The following is a 17,943-nucleotide window of genomic DNA, read 5'->3' on the forward strand; positions in this document are numbered from 1 at the left end:
TTGTCTTACTCATTTCCAGGGTTGATAAAAAGGCCGTTGCCAGCGAGCCGGGTCTTGCGGGTAAGCGCGGCGCGGCTGGCGTGTTACAGGTAAATAATCTCGATCGTCCCCGCGCCATCGAGGTCGATGGCGTTGCTCATGTCCAGGCTGTTGAGGGGGGCAACGACGGCGTCGACGGTCACGCTGGCGTTGAAGTTCTGGATCATGGCCGGGCCCGCGTGGCTGCCGGCGCGGTCGGTGAAACTCAGGTAACGGGTCTTGGCGAGGGCTATCGGGTTGGCGCCCGCGCTGCTCCACGCCGCACCGCCGCCAGTTGACTCGGTTCGATAGAGGCGGGCAACGCTGTCGGCGCTGGCGTTGGCCGGGTCGATGTTCAGCGAGAAAAAACCGATTTTGTTCTGGCGACCGTCCGTGCCGAGGCCGTACTGGAAGTCGCTGTCGATGGTCGCCGAACCGGCCCGGTTGTCATGCATGATCAAGGCGAATGCGGTCGGGGCATCGCAGCCGACACGCAGGTTCAATGAGCGCGGTGGCAGGCGTGTGGGCTTGTCGGCGCTGAGGTCGTTGATCGTCAGGTTGCCGAAATCCACCACGCCACCGTTGGACAGTCCCGGTTCGCAAGCCGCCGGCGCGAAACGCGCGCGCAGGGTCGCCTCGCGGCTGCGTCCGGTGGCGATGGCGTCGAACACCCCGGAAGCCTCCCAGGTCACTGCGTCGCGTACGTGCATCCCTTGTTCCTGGACCCACGCCGTCACCTCGACCTGGGCCGAGAGCGTGCGACCCTGCAACGACGTGCCTGCCTGCACCGGGGCAATGCCATGTTCGGGCCGCCAGATCAGGCTCGACGCGATTTCCGAGGGCGGCTGGCCGGCACCGGCGATCAATCCGAGTTCCACCGACCGGCCATCCAGCACCGCATCACGAACGCGCAACTGGTAACTGCCGCGCTCGGCAAAATGGAAGCGCTCGGCGGTCGCGGCCATGGCCCGGTAAAACAGGCTCAGGTCGGTGGCGGTTGGACAACTCAGGCTCAGGCTCAAACGCCGCTCGCCGAGGTTTCGTTCGGGGGCCGAATCAGGGCGGATCGCCCGGTTCATCAAGCCGTAGTCGAGCACCGGCTGGCTCAGGTTGAGCTGGCAGTCGTCGGTCGAAGCCAAGGCCTGTGGCGTGAGTACCAAAGCGACCAGGCTGGCCATCAAGCAGCGGAACAGGTTCATGGGCGTCATCCTCAAAGCGCCCGGCATCTGGCGGGAGCGGTTTCGTAATAGGCATGGGTGTCGGCGTCCGCCGGCAGCTCGAAAAGCAGTTCGCAAGGCGCCAGCCCCGGTGCATTGATCAACAGCGCACGGGTGTCGAGCGCGTTGGGCAGGAACACCAGGCCGCCTTCCTGCACCAGGGTCACGAACTCACCGTCACGGGTTTTCACCGAAGCGCCCCGGGGCAGCGCCGCGCCGTTGTCGGTGGTGACCTTGAGCAGGGCACGACGGGTCAGGGTGACGCCGAACTCGACCTTGTCGACCGCGCCGCGTCCGGCGGACAGCACCGCCAGGCCGTTGCTGATGTCGGCATTGCGCGGCAGGGTGCGGGTATCGACTTCCACCGGACTTTTGCCGTAGGCCGACAGCTGCGGGATCACCGCCTGGCCTTGCCAGTCGGTCCACACCGGACCGCTCGGGGTCGAGACCTTGATCGCGCCCATGTCGCCCACCGAGAGCAGGCCGAAGGTGTCGCTGATCGGGTAGGGCGACAGCGTCAGACCGCCGCCATGCAGTACCGCACCGCCTCGGGCGCTGGCCTGGTAGCTGGAGCGCTCGGCGTCGGCGCGGGTGTAGTTCAGGTCCAGCTGGGTGTAGCGCGGCAGCAGCGAAACGCCGGCCGTGGACTGCACTTCCTTGTCACGGGTGTCGTGCTCGACACCCACCCGGTAGGCCAGTTGATCGTTGATCTGCTCACTCACGCCCACTCCACTGCGGTACTCGCCACCGGTGTTGCGCACCCAGGTGCGCGCCCGGCGGTTTTCGCCCAGGGGAATACTCAGGTTCACGTAGACGCTGTCGCCGGTGCGGTTCGACCCGCTGAGTTGCCATTCCGCCGTCGCCGATACCGACACGGCGCCGATGTTGGTGCCCCAGGACGCGAGGGCGCGGCTGCTGTTCCGGCCATCGAATGAGTTCGATTGGCTGAAGCCGCCGCTGAAGGCACCCAGCCACGGATGGGACCACGACAGAGACAGGCTTTGCTGGTCGCGGTAACGGGATTTGCGGTCGTCGCTGGTGTTGTCGAACACCGCGTCTTCCAGTTCGCGGTAACCCAGGGTGCGGTAGGAACCGCCGGCATTGAGTGCCCATTGATCGCTTAACCGGTGCGACGCGGTCAGGTCGGCCTGCAGCCCCTTGCCGGATTCGTTGCCGGTGGCCTGCGCCCCGGTCAGCGTTGCCTGGAGCTGCGTATCGGGCGTGGGCAGCAAGCCCAGGCTGGCTCCGGCCGCGCGATAGTCGGCGGCTCCGGTGATGCCGCCGCTGATCAGCACCTGCGGATTCAACGCGCCACTCCAGCCAGCGCTGATCACCCAGGGTTCATCGCCCTGTTCATCGCCCACCCGCCGCACATGGCCGGCCGCCAGCGAGTAGCCCGGTGCGGGCAGGCCGATGCCGAGCAGGGCGGCCGGGATGGTGAAGCTGCGTTCGCTGCCGTCTTCTTCCTTGACGGTGACTTCCACGTCCGAGCGGCTATTGAGGCGGCGAACGTTATTCAGGGCAAACGGCCCGGCGGGCACCACGGTGGAATAGATCAGCGAACCGTTCTGCCGCACCTCGACCTGCGCCTGGCTGTTGGCGATGCCTTCGATGACCGCACTTTGCCCTTCGGCTTGCAGGGCCTGCTCGTTGAGCACCTGCACGCCGGTGATCTGCGCACCGGCCAGCACCGGGTTGTAGAGGTTGATCTGACCCGCCTGCAACACCGCTTCATGTTCGGCGAAGGTGCGTTGCGCGTAGGCCGCGATATGCGTGGTCCGGGACACATCGTCCTGCCAGGTCTGCACCTGACGGCTGCGTACGATCCAGTCGCCGGCATTGAAACCCAACTCGGTGTTGGCCGACGCGTAGCGGCTCGAATCATCGCCGAAGCGACTGTTCTGGCCCGTCACGTCGTAGTTGATCAGCGCCGCGAAGCCACCGGTCTGATAACCGGACACATCTCTCACGGCCGGGCGAATGGCGTCGGTGGGAACGATCAGCGCCAGGGCCAGGTTGGCCGGGTCCTGCTCGATGGCTGTTTGCGGCCAGGCTCCCTGGAAATCATGACAACGGCCATCGTCGAGGGTGTGCTCGGGCACCGTGAGGTTGGCCTTGTCGAGCAGGGTGCGGTCGAAGCACAGCGCGCCCTGGCGATCGAAGGCAATGTCGACGCGGCCCTGACGCTGGCCATTGACGCTCAGCGTCACCGAATGCCGGCCGGCGGCAAAGCGTGGCGCCTGCATCAGCAGGCTCGCCAGCGCCGGATCGATACCGCGCTGGCGCAGCGTGCTGGTGTCGAACTGTGCCAGCAACAACGGATCACCGTGGGCGTCGAGCACCGTCAGTGCGTTGACCAGGAGCAAGGCTGCAAGGGCCCGACGGCCTGCGCGGCGATAGGTTACGCAGCGAACAACGGGCACGGCTTCGCCATCACGGTAAGAAGATACTGTGTTCATGGGGTTCACTTGGGTTGTGCCGGCCTGACCGATCTGAGGGGGGTCAGGCACGCGAGTTGTAACGGTTTGAAACCGTCACCCGGAAACTTCGGCGCTTGGCGTTCCTTCGTCGCGCAGTCGTGGTGGTATCAGGATTCGATCGGGGCCTCGAAGTGCGGCACGGCAAAACCGTACACCGTGGCCGGCTGCAATCGCACGGCGGTGCCGGTCGCGCCATTGGCGCTCACGCTCAGGGTTTCGCCCGGCAGCACATAGGTGCGCGGCAGCAAGGCAGAGCCGTTACCGGGCAGCAGCGTCAGTTCCTGGGCCAGGCGCACCACGTAGGGTGAAGGGTTGTGCACGCTCAGTTGGTTGTCTTTCAGGCGCCAGGTCAGCCCGGTCCACGGCGTGCGGTTGGGCGCCAGGCCTTTGGGATGCAGGATCACCGGCAGGTTCTGGCGCACCGTTACACCGACCCGCGCATGCCCGGCTTCTGCCGGCGGACGGTCCTGCGGCATGCCTTCGAAGATCACCCGTTTCAGACGCTGGGTCTTCAACGGCTCCGACGTCTGCAGAATGAACCGCACCAGTTGGCTCTTGGCTGGCTCGACCCGTGCCAGCGGCGGCGTGACAAACACCAGCGGGTCCTTGTCCTCGGGAATGTCTTCGAGGGTAACGTGCAGCAGGGCCAGGGTCGTATCGGTGTTGGTCACCGACACCGAGGCCTCGCCGTCGGCCTCGTTGACGATCACCACCGAGGTGTCGGGCACCATGCCGTCGGCCAGCACCTGGCCGCTGAGGGCGAAGGCCAGGATGCCCACGCAGAAACTCGAGCGCCGCGCGCTGTGGAAAAGGTTCATGGTTAATGCCTTTAGGGAAGAAGGAAAGGTCAGCATGGCTAGAGGTATCTCAGGTCGAGCACGATGGCGCCGTCCAGCGGCACTTCCTGGTTCAGGGTCAGGAAACTCGCGGCGTTGATCGAGGTGTTGATGTGCAGGGTCGCGGTCACCAGGCGATGAGGCTCGGGCACCAGCGTGCCGGGCCGGGCGAAACCCATGTAGTTGTTCGGGTAGGCATTGGTTTCCGGAAACCAGGTCAGGCCCTGGTTGCTCGACGCCAGCACCAGCGCGGGTTCGCCATCGGCCATTGCATTGCGGTAAGCCAGGCTCACCGCGCCCAGGCGTTCTTCGGGGGCGTGGACGTTCCAGCCCAGACCGTAGTAGAACCCGGGCCCCAGTGACGAGTCGGCCCGGTTATCCATGCCCACGAGCACGAACAGCAAGGGTTCGTTGCAACTCACGTGCAGCTCCAGTTGCCGCCCTGGCAGCGGGCTCAGCTCGTATTGATTGAGGGTGCGGGCGGGCACCTTGCCGTGGTCGACAATGCCGTCGTCCGAGAGCAATACGTCGCAGGCGTTGGGGGTGATCTGGCCCACGACGTTCAGCTCGACCTCGGAGGCGGCCATCGCCATTGGCCCGACGCTCAGCAGACCGAGCATCGCCAGCAGGTGTGAAGTCGCAAGTTTCATAACGGTCTGAAATCCTTGTCAGCACGGTGCAGGTGAGAGCGGTCAGGAAGGCCTGCCGCTCTTCGATCTGTTGGCGAATTAGAAATAGACGACGGACAGGGTGACGGAACCGTCGATGGCTACTTCGTTGGTCAGGGTCAGATCTTTGGTGGGGGCGATTTCCGGATGGATATTCAGGTCGGCATTAAGCTGCTGGACCATGATTGGGGTCAGAGTGCCGGGGACGGCTACCGCCAGGATGTTGTCGGTAAAAAAGCCTGTCTCTTTGACCCAAGTGTTGCCTTGGTCCACCGAGCCGATCGTGCTGACTACCACCCCGTCGGCTGTTGCGGAACTCAGTTTCAACTCCATGGCACCGAGCTTTTCGGTGGTGTTTATCATCCCGAGGCCATAAGTTTCTAGGCTGTTCCAGGATGAACCGGCGCGGTTGTCCTTGGCTTCCAGCGCTACGGAGGTTGGTGCATCGCAAGTCAACGACAGTTGCACCGTTTGAGTCGGCAGGTATGTGACTCTGTCAGCATTCAAATCCTTCGCCGAAATCTTCCCGTAATCCACCAGCCCGCCTTGGGACAGGGTTGGTGTGCAAGCACTCGGGGTAATCGATCCTTTAACGGTCAGGTCGACGCTGGAGGCGGCGAAAGCGTTGGCGCTGCCTGCCAGCAACAGCGCGGCGAGGAGGGTGTTGAAGGTCGTGTTCATGGTGAAACTCCTGGATATGATTCGAAAAAAAGGGGTTGATCAGTAGGTGATCTGCACGGTGGCGTGTCCGTCGATGGGCAGCTCGTCGAGCAAGGTCAGGTCACTGGCCGGCGCAATGATGGTGAAGGCGCGCAGGCGGGCACTGAGGTGCTGTACGGCGATGGGCGTACGCGGGTCGCCCGGCGCGGCAAACGCCGTCCAGCCGGCATGACCCAGATAACTGGACGCTCCCCAACTGGCGCCGTTGTCGCGGGACATGATCGTGACCACGCTGTTGCCATCGGCTTGCGCCTCGAATATCCCGAAGCCCACGCTGCCCAGGTTCTGGTCATCGTTGACCGTACCCAGCCCGTGGTAATTGGGGTTGATCACCGAGGTGCCGGCCCGGTTGTCGATGGTGGTCAGGGTGTAGCTTGTCGGGCCTTCGCAATCGACCTGAAGCAACATTTCGCCCACCGGCAACCGGGTCGGCAACGTCTGGTCGAGGTCCTTCGAGGTCAATTTGCCGTGATCGACGATGCCGCCGTCCGACAGCGAAGGCGTGCAGGAACTGGGCGTAATGGCGCCGATGACGCTCAGGTCGGTACTGCTGGCGGCCAGTGCTGCGGGGGCGTTGGCCAGCAACAGGGCGATTGATAGAGCGAGTGCGCATCTTTCCATGATGGGTCGTCCTTTAAGTCATTGGGGCGCGCCGGGTGGCGGGCTTTTACTGGTTGAAGTCCAGGGTTGCAGGTCGCTGACAAGCCGCGCATGGAGTGCAGGTTCCGGTTAGCGGGGTTAAACGTGTTTTCATCGCTCGGCGTTTCCTTCCAGAAGAATCGTTGGGGGTGCCCTGTTGCGGACAGGCGCAATCTATCGACGGAAGTTGCAGGGTGGAATGCAACTAATACGAAAACGCGGGGACAGGGGTGTGTGCAAAGTCAGTGTTGTGGCGAGGTGTAAGAAAAGTCTTCTAGCGTATGTAGGAAGTAGGATTGCTACTTACATTTCGTATTTTTTTTCAGGGATGTCCGTAGGTTTTGTATGTGGTATTTCACCTTTCTATACGCAGGAAGAGTCTTTTTGTTTTATAGGAGAAAGTGCTGTTCCCCGTAGATATTGGGTTACGTAATTTTGGACTGCAGATTGGTCGTTGTGATGGGAACAGGTCAGCGCTATTTTTTTCCCCATTCCAGCCACTGAACAGGATTAATCCTACAATGCGAGTCATTATTGCTGACGATCATCCGGTTGTTCGTATCGGTTTGCGAATGCTCATCGACTTGAGCCGACCCTGTGTCGTCGTGGGCGAGGCCGATGGCCCCGACAGTCTGCTGAACCTGCTTTCCGATACCCCCTGCGAGCTGCTGGTCACCGATTTCAGCATGCCGGGCAACGTTCAGGCCGACGGTCTGAAAATGCTCAGCATGGTGCGACGCCATCATCCGCACACCGCGATTATCCTGGTCACCATGTTCGCCAACGTCACCACCCTGAGGGCTGCATTCGCCCAGGGCGTGATGGCGATCATCGCCAAGGATGCCTCGGCCAAGGAACTGCCCCTGGCGATCAAGTCCGTGCGGGAAGGGCGGCGTTTCATCAGCCAGTCGTTGCGCGCGGCGCTGCTGCAGGCCGAGGCCGATGTCGAGGCAGGTCCTCCCGCGCTGTCGGCCAAGGAACACGAGGTGGTCAGGATGCTCGCCAGTGGCATGACCGTCAGCGAAATCGCCGATTACTTTAAACGCAGCGTGTCGACCATCAGTAAACAGAAAAGCATGGCCATGCAGCGGCTGGGTATTTCCACCGATGTGGACTTGTTTGCGTATGCCCGTGACAGCGGGATGGTGCATTGAGTTGTTTTAAAGGCTCTGCGCTTTCGTATTAGTTGTATTTCTGGATGTAGTGAGCCGCATTAAAGTTGCTTCCCGTTACGCACTCGGGGAGTGGCGGCAATGGGCGAGTTGTCTGCTTTACCTGCCAATAAAATGAAACACTAGATGGGATCAGGAACAATGAAAAGGAATGTCAGTGGGGGCGTTGCGGCCGTGCTTTTCGTCTTTGCGACCCATGCGAATGCTACATCGAGCGTGGACTTGAGCGTCATCGGCAAAATTACCCCAGCGGCCTGTACGCCGCAGTTGTCCAACGGTGGGGTCGTTGACTACGGAAAAATCTCGGTCAAGGACCTGGTCAATGGTCTCAACCCGATGCCGGTTGTTGCCATTCAACTGACCGTTGCCTGCGATGCCGCTACTTTTTTTGCGGTTAAAAGTACCGACAACCGAAAGGATACGTCGGCGGATAACAGTCATTCTTCGTTCGGTCTGGGCCTGGGGGAAAACAATCAGAAGCTCGGGCTTTACAACTTGACGATGGAAAATACCCTGGCCGACGGGGCGGCGGCTCAAATGGTGGAATCAGTCGACGGCAGCACCTGGTTCCCGGTGTCTGCCAGCCAGATCTGGCAGCCTGACTGGATGAGGACCGCCAACGCGCCCGGCCCGGACTACGCGCCCATTGCCATGCAGACGTTCACGGCGGATGTCGTCGTGGCGACCAAGGTGAGGAAGCCGAACGTCATTACCTCCGAAATGCGGTTGGATGGCAGCGCGACACTGGTCGTCTTCTACCTGTAATTGGCCGGGTGGGCATTGACTGGCGGCCATCGTCGTCAGTGCCGGTATTTTTATGGTGAATGGCCATGGCCATTCGCGCACTCGCGGATTATCGTGCTGGCCAAATGATGATCCTTGCGGAGCCAGTCCATGAATGATGCCCACGACGCCTTGATTACCCGGTTCTACCAGGCTTTCCAGCGACTGGATGCCGAAGCGATGAGCGCCTGCTACACCGACGACGTGGTGTTCAGCGACCCGGCGTTTGGCGAGTTGCGCGGGCGCGATGCCGGCGACATGTGGCGCATGCTCACCACCCGGGCCAAGGACTTTTCCCTGACCTTCGACAGCGTGCGCAGCGATGAGCGCAGCGGCGGCGCGCATTGGGTGGCGACCTACCTGTTCAGCCAGACCGGCAACACCGTGGTCAACGACATTCAGGCACGCTTCGTCTTTCGCGATGGCAAGATCTGCGAACATCACGACCACTTCGACCTGTGGGCCTGGTCGCGCCAGGCGCTCGGCTTCAAGGGCCTTTTGCTGGGCTGGACACCGCTGGTGCGAAACGCCGTACGGGCCCAGGCCCTGAAGGGGTTGAAGGCATTTCAGGCCGGTCGCTGATAAGATCGCGGCTTGTTTCCTTCAAGCCTTGATCGTCACGTGAACTCCCAAAGCGAATCCTCCGTTGTTGCCACCGAGCCCGTGCCGGTCAGCAAACCCTGGTTTGTCTACCTCGTGCGGGCGGCCAATGGTTCGCTGTACTGCGGCATCAGCGACGATCCCGTGCGCCGGTTCGCCAAGCACCAGAGCGGCAAAGGCGCGCGCTTCTTTCTGTCCAGCCCGGCCATGGCGCTGGTCTACACCGAAGTCTGTCGCGACAAAAGCGAGGCGCTGCGCCAGGAACGGCTGATCAAAAAGCTCAGGAAAAGCGCCAAGGAATGCCTGGTGGCGACCTTTGCCGCCGGCTTATCAATCTGACTGATGGGTTCCCATCAGGCACATCGGTAGGCCGCCCGCCGATTGCACGCTAAGCTGCGGACTCACCTTCTGTGCGACGGAGCCGAGCATGTCCGAGTTGATTCTCCATCATTACCCGACGTCCCCTTTCGCCGAAAAAGCCCGCCTGTTGCTGGGCTTCAAAGGCTTGTCCTGGCGTTCGGTGAAGATCTCGCCGGTGATGCCAAAACCTGACCTGACGGCGTTGACCGGTGGCTACCGCAAGACCCCGGTGTTGCAGGTTGGCGCGGATATCTATTGCGATACGGCCTTGATTGCCCGCCGACTGGAACAGGAAAAAGCCTTGCCGGCGTTTTTCCCCGAAGGTCAGGAAATGATCGCCGCGACCTTCGCCGCGTGGGCCGACTCGGTGGTGTTCCAGCACGCGGTGAGCCTGGTGTTCCAGCCGGCATCGGTGGCCGTGCGTTTCGGTCATTTGCCGCCGGAAGCGATCAAGGCGTTTCTCGCCGATCGCGCCGGCCTGTTCAGTGGTGGCAGCGCCAGCAAGTTGTCGGCGGAACAGGCGCGGCATCAATGGCCGACGATCATGGCGCGCCTGGAACAACAACTTCAACGCGAGCAGGGTGATTTCCTGTTCGGCGTACCCTCCATTGCCGACTTCGCCCTGGCGCACTGCCTGTGGTTTCTCAAGGCGACGCCGGTGACCGCACCCTTGGTCGATGCGTATCCGGCGGTGGCCACGTGGCATGCGCGGGTCATGGGGTTCGGTCACGGCGCGTCCAGCGAGATGACGGCCGAACAGGCACTGGACGTGGCACGCACCACGGCACCGGCCGCCCTGCCGGACGAACAGTTCGAGGAGCCGAATGGTTTCGAGGCGGGCCAGCCGGTGATCATCGCCGCCACGGATTACGGTGTCGATCCGGTGGCCGGAGAGCTGCTGTTTGCCGGGCGCGAGGAATTGATCCTGCGCCGCGAGGACGAGCGTGCGGGTGTGGTGCACGTGCACTTTCCGCGCTTTGGGTTCCGGATCGAAAAGCGCTGACAGCGGCAAATATCTCCTGTGGGAGCGGGCTTGCTCGCGAAGGTGGTGTGTCAGGCGACACTGATATTGCCTGACACACCGCCTTCGCGAGCAAGCCCGCTCCCACAGGTACTAGCCAGCATCCAACAGGGTTACTTCAACGCCGCCATGATTGCATCCGGGTCATACCCGCGAATCAGCGTGCCGTTGACATCGATGAACGGAATGCCGCCCCCGCCCAGGGCCTCATAGGCCTTGCGCGCCTGGGCGTCTTTCTCGATATCGAATTCCCGGTAGGGAATGCCCTTCTGGTCGAGAAAGCGTCGGCTCTGTTTGCAGTAGCCGCACCATTCGGTGCTGTAGAGCACGACGTTGGCCCTGGCCCGGACCTGCTCCGAGACCCCTTGCGAAGGGTTGAACACCCGCTCGATCTTGCCCCAGTTCTGGTAGACCACGACCACCAGCAGGATCAGCAGGACCTTCTTCAGCACACCGTGCAGCATCAGTTACGGCGCTTGAGCTGGTCGGTGAGCGAGGTGGGCAGGCCCTTGATGATCAGCGTGCCGGCTTCTTCGTCGTACTCGATCTTCGAGCCCAAGAGGTGCGCTTCGAAGCTGATCGACAGGCCCTCGGCGCGGCCGGTGAAGCGGCGGAACTGGTTCAGGGTGCGTTTGTCCGCCGGGATCTCCGGCGACAGGCCGTAGTCCTTGTTGCGAATGTGGTCGTAGAAGGCTTTCGGGCGCTCTTCGTCGATCAGCTCGGAAAGCTCTTCCAGGCCCATGGGCTCACCCATTTTTGCCTGGCTGCTGGCATATTCCACCAGGGTCTTGGTTTTCTCCCGGGCGGAATCTTCCGGCAAGTCTTCGCTCTCGACGAAGTCGCTGAACGCCTTGAGCAGCGTGCGGGTTTCGCCGGGGCCGTCGACGCCTTCCTGGCAGCCGATGAAGTCGCGGAAGTACTCCGAAACCTTCTTGCCGTTCTTTCCCTTGATGAAGGAAATGTACTGCTTGGACTGTTTGTTGTTTTGCCATTCGGACACGTTGATCCGCGCAGCAAGGTGCAATTGGCCCAGGTCAAGGTGGCGCGAGGGCGTCACGTCCAGCTGGTCGGTCACGGCCACACCTTCACTGTGGTGCAGCAGCGCGATGGCCAGGTAATCGGTCATGCCCTGTTGATAATGCGCAAACAGCACATGCCCACCCACGGAGAGGTTCGATTCTTCCATCAGTTTTTGCAGGTGTTCCACCGCCACCCGGCTGAACGCGGTGAAGTCCTTGCCGCCGTCGAGGTATTCCTTCAGCCAGCCGCTGAACGGGTGCGCCCCCGACTCGGCGTGGAAGAAACCCCAGGCCTTGCCCTGTTTGGCGTTGTAGCTCTCGTTGAGGTCGGCAAGCATGTTCTCGATGGCTGCGGACTCCGCCAGTTCGGAGTCGCGGGCGTGGAGAACTGCGGGCGTACCGTCGGGTTTTTTATCGATCAGGTGGACGATGCAATGACGGATCGGCATGGGCTTCTCGGCTGATTGGGATGAGGAGGGCGTGCTCCCCGAAAAAGTGCCAAGTGTACCGCAACCACTGGTTTTGGCGCGGTGCGAAGGGCAATTCGCCGGCCTTCGGCGGCCCTTATGCATTTTTTTCCCGATTTAGAGCAATAAAGCTGACCAAATGGGTAGGGAGAAGCGGATATTTCCTTGTCTCTGTGCTAGTTTTGCCCGGTCTTGCGCGAAGTCACTGCGTTAAGCGTGCAGTCAGCAAATGTCAGGTCGAACCAAACCCTGATTTCGGTATCTATAACCCCGATCCCGCGGTTATTGGCCGAGGGTGCCAGATCCAGAAGATCGGGCTCGATGGCTGACACTGCACTCTGCAATCCATATGAATTTGATAGGGAAGGAACACTACATGGCTCTTACTAAAGACCAACTGATCGCCGACATCGCTGAAGCTATCGACGCGCCAAAAACCACCGCGCGTAACGCTCTGGACCAACTGGGCCAAATCGTTGCTGATCAGCTGGAAAACGGCGGCGAAATCACTCTGCCAGGTATCGGCAAACTGAAAGTGACCGAGCGTCCTGCCCGTACTGGCCGTAACCCATCGACTGGCGCTGCCATCGAAATCGCTGCCAAGAAAGTGATCAAGCTGGTTGTGGCCAAAGGCCTGACCGACGCGATCAACAAGTAAGACGCAGTAAAAAAAAGCCGTGCTCCGGAGCGATCCGGGCACGGCTTTTTTGTGCCTGGGATTCTGTGGGAGCGGGCTTGCTCGCGAAAGCGGTATGACAGTCAATGGAGACGTTGAGTGTCCTACCGCTTTCGCGAGCAAGTCGAATCGTCGCACCGCCGCTCCCACATTTTTTGCGGCGGCTCAGTCAGTCTTTGCGCACCCAGCGCTGGCGCCACGCCTGCTGGTGCTCTGGCGTCTGGAAAGTCCAGGCGACGAAGCGGCTTTGTTTCTGCCCCTGGGCCATTTCCACCACCTGGCTGTGCAGGGCGCCGGCCTTTTTCAGCGCGGCCTGAATCGCCGGCAGGTTCGAGGCTTTCGACACCAGCGTGCTGAACCATAAAACCTGCTGGCCCACCCGTGCGCTCTCGCTGATCAGTTGCGTGACGAAACGTGCCTCACCGCCCTCGCACCACAGCTCCGCTGCCTGGCCGCCAAAGTTCAGCACCGGCAGCTTGCGTTTCGGGTCGGCCTTGCCCAGCGCCCGCCATTTGCGGCTGCTGCCGCGTGTGGCTTCTTCCAGGGAGGCGTGGAACGGCGGGTTGCACATCGTCAGGTCAAATTGTTCGGTGCTTTCGAGCAAGCCCAGCAGGATGTGTTTGCGCTCGGTCTGCTGGCGAATCTGGATGGCCTTGTTCAAACCGTTGGCCGCGACAATGGTTCTGGCCGAGGCGATGGCGGTGGTATCGATGTCCGACCCGACAAATTGCCAGCGGTAATCGCTGTGGCCGATCAGCGGATACACGCAATTGGCGCCAGTGCCCACGTCCAGCACCTTGACTGCGGCGCCACGGGGAATCATGCCGTCATTGCCGCTGGCCAGCAGGTCGGCGAGAAAGTGCACGTAATCGGCACGGCCAGGCACCGGCGGGCACAGGTAGTCGGCGGGAATGTCCCAATGGGTAATGCCGTAGAACGCCTTGAGCAACGCCCGATTGAACACCCGCACCGCTTCCGGGCTGGCGAAGTCGATGCTTTCCTTGCCGTACGGATTGATGATCACGAACTTCGCCAGCTCCGGCGTGCTTTTGATCAGTGCCGCAAAGTCGTAGCGACCCTGGTGGCGATTGCGCGGATGCAGACTGGCCTTTTCCCGGGGTTCGACGTGTTTGGCCGGGGCCTGCGGGCCAGGTTTCTTGCGCGCGGGTCTGGGTGTACGAGGGGCGGACATGGCGGTGATCGATTCGGACATGGCTGAAAGTGGCGGGCATTGTCCCACATCCAGCGGGTGTGAACCCAATCGCGAGATGCGGGCCGCCCACTGTGGGAGCGAGCAGGCTCCCACCCACATGGAGATTTCATGGGGAGAAAAGGCAGGCACAAAAAAGGGAGGCCGTTGCGGGCCTCCCTTTTTCGTTACGACTTGCCGTTACAGGCTGGCAATCCGCGCGTGCTGCTCGGCCAACTTGCCCAGCGCCTGTTCGGCTTCGGCCAGCTTGGCGCGTTCTTTCTCGATGACTTCGGCCGGGGCCTTGTCGACGAAGCCGGCGTTGGACAGCTTGCCGCCGACCCGCTGGACTTCGCCCTGCAGGCGCTGGATTTCCTTGTCCAGACGCGCCAGTTCGGCGCCCTTGTCGATCAGCCCGGCCATCGGCACCAGCACTTCCATCTCACCCACCAGTGCAGTGGCGGACAGCGGGGCTTCTTCGCCAGCGGCCAGTACGGTGATCGATTCCAGGCGCGCCAGTTTCTTCAGCAGCGCTTCGTTCTCGGTGAGGCGACGCTGATCTTCGGCACTGACGTTCTTCAGGAAAAGCGGCAGCGGTTTGCCCGGGCCGATGTTCATTTCGCCACGGATGTTACGCGTGCCGAGCATCAGGCCCTTGAGCCATTCGATGTCGTCTTCGGCGGCCGGATCGATGCGCTCTTCGTTGGCCACCGGCCAGGCTTGCAGCATGATCGTCTTGCCTTCGATACCGGCCAGCGGCGCGATGCGCTGCCAGATTTCTTCGGTGATGAACGGCATGAACGGGTGCGCCAGACGCAGGGCCACTTCCAGTACGCGAACCAGCGTGCGACGAGTGCCGCGCTGGCGCTCGACCGGCGCGTTCTCGTCCCACAGCACAGGCTTGGACAGTTCCAGGTACCAGTCGCAATACTGGTTCCAGATGAACTCGTACAAGGCCTGTGCGGCCAGGTCGAAACGGAACTGGTCGAGCTGACGGGTCACTTCGGCTTCGGTCCGTTGCAGCTGCGAAATGATCCAGCGATCGGCCAGCGACAATTCGTAGGCCTCGCCGTTCTGGCCGCAGTCCTCACCCTTGTCCAGCACATAGCGCGCGGCGTTCCAGATCTTGTTGCAGAAGTTGCGATAGCCTTCCACTCGACCCATGTCGAACTTGATGTCACGGCCGGTGGACGCCAGCGAGCAGAAGGTGAAGCGCAGGGCGTCGGTGCCGTAGCTGGCTATGCCTTCGGCGAACTCGTCGCGGGTCTGCTTCTCGATCTTCTTCGCCAGTTTTGGCTGCATCATGCCGGAGGTGCGTTTCTGCACCAGTGCCTCGAGCTCGATGCCGTCGATGATGTCCAGCGGGTCCAGGACGTTACCCTTGGACTTGGACATCTTCTGGCCCTGGCCATCACGCACCAGGCCATGCACGTAAACGGTCTTGAACGGGACCTGGGGGGTGCCGTCCTCGTTCTTGATCAGGTGCATGGTCAGCATGATCATCCGGGCAACCCAGAAGAAAATGATGTCGAAGCCCGTCACCAGCACGTCGGTGGAGTGGAATTTTTTCAGGAATTCGGTCTTCTCCGGCCAGCCCAGGGTGGAGAACGTCCACAGACCGGAACTGAACCAGGTATCGAGAACGTCGTTGTCCTGTTGCAGCGTCACGTCCGCGCCGAGGTTGTGCTTGGCGCGCACTTCGGCCTCGTCGCGACCGACGTAGACCTTGCCCGACTCGTCATACCAGGCCGGAATGCGGTGGCCCCACCACAGCTGACGGCTGATGCACCAGTCCTGGATGTCGCGCATCCACGAGAAGTACATGTTTTCGTACTGCTTGGGCACGAACTGGATACGGCCGTCTTCCACGGCGGCAATCGCCGGCTCGGCCAGCGGTTTGGTCGATACGTACCATTGGTCGGTCAGCCACGGCTCGATCACGGTGCCGGAGCGGTCGCCTTTCGGGACTTTCAGGCTGTGGTCGTCAACGCTGACCAGCAGGCCGGCGGCGTCGAAGGCGGCAACGATCTGCTTGCGCGCTTCGAAACGGTCGAGGCCGGCGTATTCGGCCGGGATCTTGCCGTCGATGCTTTCGTTCAGCGTGCCGTCGAGGTTGAACGCCTGCACGGCGGGCAGCACGCTGGCATTCTTGTCGAAGATGTTCAGCAGCGGCAGGTTGTGGCGCTTGCCGACTTCGTAGTCGTTGAAATCGTGGGCGGGGGTGATTTTCACGCAGCCGGTGCCGAATTCAGGGTCGCAGTAATCGTCGCCGATGATCGGAATGCGGCGGCCGACCAGCGGCAGCTCGACAAAGTGGCCGATCAGGGCTTTGTAGCGTTCGTCGTTCGGGTTCACCGCGACGGCGGAGTCGCCTAGCATGGTTTCCGGGCGAGTGGTCGCGACGATCAGGTAGTCCTTGCCCTCAGCGGTCCTGGCGCCGTCAGCCAGCGGGTACTTGAGGTTCCACAGGAAGCCTTTCTCGTCGTGGTTTTCCACTTCGAGGTCGGAGATCGCCGTGTGCAGCTTGGTGTCCCAGTTGACCAGGCGCTTGCCGCGGTAGATCAGGCCGTCTTCGTGCAGGCGCACGAAGGCTTCCTTTACGGCCTCGGAAAGGCCGTCATCCATGGTGAAGCGCTCGCGGCTCCAGTCCACGGACGAACCGAGGCGGCGGATCTGGCGGCTGATGTTGCCGCCGGACTGATCCTTCCATTCCCAGACCTTCTCGAGGAATTTCTCGCGGCCCAGGTCGTGGCGATTCTGGCCCTGGGCTTCCAGTTGGCGCTCCACCAGCATTTGCGTGGCGATACCCGCGTGGTCGGTGCCCGGCTGCCACAGGGTGTTGCGACCCTGCATGCGACGGAAACGGATCAGGGCGTCCATGATCGCGTTGTTGAAGCCATGACCCATGTGCAGGCTGCCGGTGACGTTCGGCGGCGGGATCATGATGGTGTAGGACTCGCCCGCGCCTTGCGGGGCGAAGTAATTCTCGGACTCCCAGGTGTTGTACCAGGAAGTTTCAATGGCGTGCGGCTGGTAGGTCTTATCCATGCGCGGCGGGACCCTATTGGCATCAATTCAGGAAAAGCCGACGAGTATAGCGGGGCGCGGGGCGCAGGGCGAGCGGGGGCGGACAGGGCGTGCCCTGGAAAGCGCTGGAGTCACCTGTGGGAGCGAGCCTGCTCGCGATAGCGGTCTGTCGGTGACCGATCAAGCTGGCAGTTGGATCGCCATCGCGAGCAGGGGGGAGGTGAATCAGTCGTTGTACTGGCTGAGCAACCGCTCCATCCGCGCACTCAGGCGGCGTTTGATTTCGGTCTCGATGTGCGGGGCGAAGTCATCGATCACGTCCTGCATGATCAATTGCGCGGCGGCGCGCAGTTCGCTGTCCAGGTGCAGCAGGGCGTCAGGGCCCGCGCTGGTCTTCGGCGCGGCTGGCGGCGGTTCGACGGTGGGCTGGCTGGCGCTGACCGTGTCGAACAGCATGGGAATCTGTTCCTGTTCGCCGGCCTCGACCGTGTCGGTCAGTAGCGGCGGTTGCAGGTTGTCATCACCGAGCAACTGGCGGATCGACTCGAGGTCATCCAGCAGGTGCGCGGGTTTTTGCAGCGGTTTTGGAGTGTCCATCGGAATGCTCAGAGTCGCTGTAAACGGTGATCTTGCAGAGGATAGCCCTGTTCGCGGTAGAAACGGAAACTCTCCCGCGCCGCTGCGCGAATCGTCGGGTCTTCCACCACCACTTCCGCCACGCGGGCGAATTGGCGGGCGAAGGCCGGGACTTTCAGGTCCAGGTTGACCAGCAGATCCTGGTGTTGGCCGCAGTCTTCGCCAAGACCCAGCACAATCGAACCGTCCGGCTCGCTGTCGGCCGGGCCGTGGGGCACGAAGCTTTCGCCCTTGAAGGACCACAGGCGCGCATCGAGATCGTCACGCTGGGCGGCATCGCTGCAATGCAGGTAGATGCGGTGCCCCATGCGCCAGGCTTTCTCGGTGAGCTTGCAGGCGAAATCCAGCCGTGCCGAAGGATCGGCGCTGGGCAGGATATAAAAGTCGACTTTGGTCATTGCGGTTCCTGAGCCAG

Annotated in this window: 18 protein-coding genes; 6 read left to right on the plus strand and 12 right to left on the minus strand. The window is 61.9% G+C overall.

What is annotated here, in order from left to right:
- Positions 1-83: 83 nt before the first annotated feature.
- From ACM6IM_RS24305 to ACM6IM_RS24330, 6 genes are all read right to left on the minus strand, one after another.
- A complete protein-coding gene (locus tag ACM6IM_RS24305) occupies positions 84-1,217 on the minus strand; it encodes a DUF1120 domain-containing protein (protein ID WP_414866519.1) in 1,134 nt (377 codons plus the stop codon).
- 11 nt (positions 1,218-1,228) lie between these two features.
- Complete coding sequence (locus ACM6IM_RS24310; protein WP_414866520.1) at positions 1,229-3,694, minus strand: fimbria/pilus outer membrane usher protein; 2,466 nt, start codon at positions 3,692-3,694, stop codon at positions 1,229-1,231.
- Positions 3,695-3,822: 128 nt separating this feature from the next.
- Positions 3,823-4,533 (minus strand): fimbria/pilus chaperone family protein, encoded by a 711-nt coding sequence (locus ACM6IM_RS24315; RefSeq protein ID WP_371052228.1) that lies wholly within the window; start codon positions 4,531-4,533, stop codon positions 3,823-3,825.
- Positions 4,534-4,571: 38 nt separating this feature from the next.
- Positions 4,572-5,201 (minus strand): DUF1120 domain-containing protein, encoded by a 630-nt coding sequence (locus ACM6IM_RS24320; protein WP_192305184.1) that lies wholly within the window; start codon positions 5,199-5,201, stop codon positions 4,572-4,574.
- Between the two features lie 78 nt (positions 5,202-5,279).
- Entirely contained in the window at positions 5,280-5,900 is a 621-nt protein-coding gene (locus ACM6IM_RS24325; protein WP_414866521.1) for a DUF1120 domain-containing protein, read from the minus strand.
- A gap of 39 nt (positions 5,901-5,939) precedes the next feature.
- Positions 5,940-6,560 carry a DUF1120 domain-containing protein gene (locus tag ACM6IM_RS24330; protein ID WP_414866522.1) on the minus strand — a complete coding sequence of 207 codons (621 nt, stop codon included), beginning with the start codon at positions 6,558-6,560 and terminating at the stop codon, positions 5,940-5,942.
- A 539-nt stretch (positions 6,561-7,099) separates the two neighbouring features.
- Between ACM6IM_RS24330 and ACM6IM_RS24335 the strand changes: the two genes are divergently transcribed.
- The 5 genes from ACM6IM_RS24335 (at position 7,100) to ACM6IM_RS24355 (ending at position 10,496) form a co-directional block, all read left to right on the plus strand.
- Positions 7,100-7,732, plus strand: coding sequence for a response regulator (locus tag ACM6IM_RS24335; RefSeq protein WP_371052231.1), 633 nt, complete (start codon positions 7,100-7,102; stop codon positions 7,730-7,732).
- A gap of 159 nt (positions 7,733-7,891) precedes the next feature.
- Positions 7,892-8,515 carry a DUF1120 domain-containing protein gene (locus ACM6IM_RS24340; protein WP_414866523.1) on the plus strand — a complete coding sequence of 208 codons (624 nt, stop codon included), beginning with the start codon at positions 7,892-7,894 and terminating at the stop codon, positions 8,513-8,515.
- 129 nt (positions 8,516-8,644) lie between these two features.
- A complete protein-coding gene (locus ACM6IM_RS24345) occupies positions 8,645-9,115 on the plus strand; it encodes a nuclear transport factor 2 family protein (RefSeq protein ID WP_192305199.1) in 471 nt (156 codons plus the stop codon).
- Between the two features lie 39 nt (positions 9,116-9,154).
- Complete coding sequence (locus ACM6IM_RS24350; RefSeq protein ID WP_414866524.1) at positions 9,155-9,472, plus strand: GIY-YIG nuclease family protein; 318 nt, start codon at positions 9,155-9,157, stop codon at positions 9,470-9,472.
- Positions 9,473-9,560: 88 nt separating this feature from the next.
- On the plus strand, positions 9,561-10,496 hold the full coding sequence (locus ACM6IM_RS24355; RefSeq protein ID WP_414866525.1) for a glutathione S-transferase family protein: 936 nt from the start codon (positions 9,561-9,563) through the stop codon (positions 10,494-10,496).
- Between the two features lie 131 nt (positions 10,497-10,627).
- Here the strand turns inward: ACM6IM_RS24355 and ACM6IM_RS24360 are convergent, their stop codons facing one another.
- Entirely contained in the window at positions 10,628-10,978 is a 351-nt protein-coding gene (locus ACM6IM_RS24360) for a glutaredoxin family protein (RefSeq protein ID WP_414866526.1), read from the minus strand.
- Positions 10,978-11,982 carry a nucleoid-associated protein YejK gene (gene yejK / locus ACM6IM_RS24365; protein ID WP_192305201.1) on the minus strand — a complete coding sequence of 335 codons (1,005 nt, stop codon included), beginning with the start codon at positions 11,980-11,982 and terminating at the stop codon, positions 10,978-10,980. Before yejK ends, ACM6IM_RS24360 begins: the two co-directional genes overlap by 1 nt.
- 394 nt (positions 11,983-12,376) lie before the next feature.
- On the opposite strand from yejK, the gene ACM6IM_RS24370 reads away from it, so the two are divergent.
- On the plus strand, positions 12,377-12,658 hold the full coding sequence (locus ACM6IM_RS24370; RefSeq protein ID WP_192305202.1) for an HU family DNA-binding protein: 282 nt from the start codon (positions 12,377-12,379) through the stop codon (positions 12,656-12,658).
- A gap of 187 nt (positions 12,659-12,845) precedes the next feature.
- Here ACM6IM_RS24370 and rlmF read toward each other — a convergent pair whose 3' ends face one another.
- From rlmF to ACM6IM_RS24390, 4 genes are all read right to left on the minus strand, one after another.
- Complete coding sequence (gene rlmF / locus ACM6IM_RS24375; RefSeq protein ID WP_414866527.1) at positions 12,846-13,868, minus strand: 23S rRNA (adenine(1618)-N(6))-methyltransferase RlmF; 1,023 nt, start codon at positions 13,866-13,868, stop codon at positions 12,846-12,848.
- Between the two features lie 198 nt (positions 13,869-14,066).
- Positions 14,067-16,913, minus strand: coding sequence for a valine--tRNA ligase (locus ACM6IM_RS24380; RefSeq protein ID WP_201194173.1), 2,847 nt, complete (start codon positions 16,911-16,913; stop codon positions 14,067-14,069).
- A gap of 204 nt (positions 16,914-17,117) precedes the next feature.
- On the minus strand, positions 17,118-17,489 hold the full coding sequence (locus tag ACM6IM_RS24385; RefSeq protein ID WP_201194171.1) for a DNA polymerase III subunit chi: 372 nt from the start codon (positions 17,487-17,489) through the stop codon (positions 17,118-17,120).
- A gap of 8 nt (positions 17,490-17,497) precedes the next feature.
- A complete protein-coding gene (locus ACM6IM_RS24390) occupies positions 17,498-17,926 on the minus strand; it encodes a DNA polymerase III subunit chi (protein ID WP_414866528.1) in 429 nt (142 codons plus the stop codon).
- Positions 17,927-17,943 lie beyond the last annotated feature (17 nt).

This window comes from Pseudomonas sp. IT-P12, assembly GCF_949767465.1.
Taxonomy (GTDB): domain Bacteria; phylum Pseudomonadota; class Gammaproteobacteria; order Pseudomonadales; family Pseudomonadaceae; genus Aquipseudomonas.

Bases quoted from the DNA above. Each gene is read 5' to 3' on its own strand.
- ACM6IM_RS24305 (WP_414866519.1), bottom strand. From the start codon at position 1,217: ATGAACCTGTTCCGCTGCTTGATGGCCAGCCTGGTCGCTTTGGTACTC.
- ACM6IM_RS24380 (WP_201194173.1), bottom strand. From the start codon at position 16,913: ATGGATAAGACCTACCAGCCGCACGCCATTGAAACTTCCTGGTACAAC.
- ACM6IM_RS24385 (WP_201194171.1), bottom strand. From the start codon at position 17,489: ATGGACACTCCAAAACCGCTGCAAAAACCCGCGCACCTGCTGGATGAC.
- ACM6IM_RS24310 (WP_414866520.1), bottom strand. From the start codon at position 3,694: ATGAACACAGTATCTTCTTACCGTGATGGCGAAGCCGTGCCCGTTGTT.
- ACM6IM_RS24360 (WP_414866526.1), bottom strand. From the start codon at position 10,978: ATGCTGCACGGTGTGCTGAAGAAGGTCCTGCTGATCCTGCTGGTGGTC.
- ACM6IM_RS24370 (WP_192305202.1), top strand. From the start codon at position 12,377: ATGGCTCTTACTAAAGACCAACTGATCGCCGACATCGCTGAAGCTATC.
- ACM6IM_RS24355 (WP_414866525.1), top strand. From the start codon at position 9,561: ATGTCCGAGTTGATTCTCCATCATTACCCGACGTCCCCTTTCGCCGAA.
- ACM6IM_RS24335 (WP_371052231.1), top strand. From the start codon at position 7,100: ATGCGAGTCATTATTGCTGACGATCATCCGGTTGTTCGTATCGGTTTG.
- ACM6IM_RS24345 (WP_192305199.1), top strand. From the start codon at position 8,645: ATGAATGATGCCCACGACGCCTTGATTACCCGGTTCTACCAGGCTTTC.
- ACM6IM_RS24320 (WP_192305184.1), bottom strand. From the start codon at position 5,201: ATGAAACTTGCGACTTCACACCTGCTGGCGATGCTCGGTCTGCTGAGC.
- ACM6IM_RS24325 (WP_414866521.1), bottom strand. From the start codon at position 5,900: ATGAACACGACCTTCAACACCCTCCTCGCCGCGCTGTTGCTGGCAGGC.
- ACM6IM_RS24390 (WP_414866528.1), bottom strand. From the start codon at position 17,926: ATGACCAAAGTCGACTTTTATATCCTGCCCAGCGCCGATCCTTCGGCA.
- yejK (WP_192305201.1), bottom strand. From the start codon at position 11,982: ATGCCGATCCGTCATTGCATCGTCCACCTGATCGATAAAAAACCCGAC.
- ACM6IM_RS24315 (WP_371052228.1), bottom strand. From the start codon at position 4,533: ATGAACCTTTTCCACAGCGCGCGGCGCTCGAGTTTCTGCGTGGGCATC.
- ACM6IM_RS24330 (WP_414866522.1), bottom strand. From the start codon at position 6,560: ATGGAAAGATGCGCACTCGCTCTATCAATCGCCCTGTTGCTGGCCAAC.
- ACM6IM_RS24340 (WP_414866523.1), top strand. From the start codon at position 7,892: ATGAAAAGGAATGTCAGTGGGGGCGTTGCGGCCGTGCTTTTCGTCTTT.
- rlmF (WP_414866527.1), bottom strand. From the start codon at position 13,868: ATGTCCGCCCCTCGTACACCCAGACCCGCGCGCAAGAAACCTGGCCCG.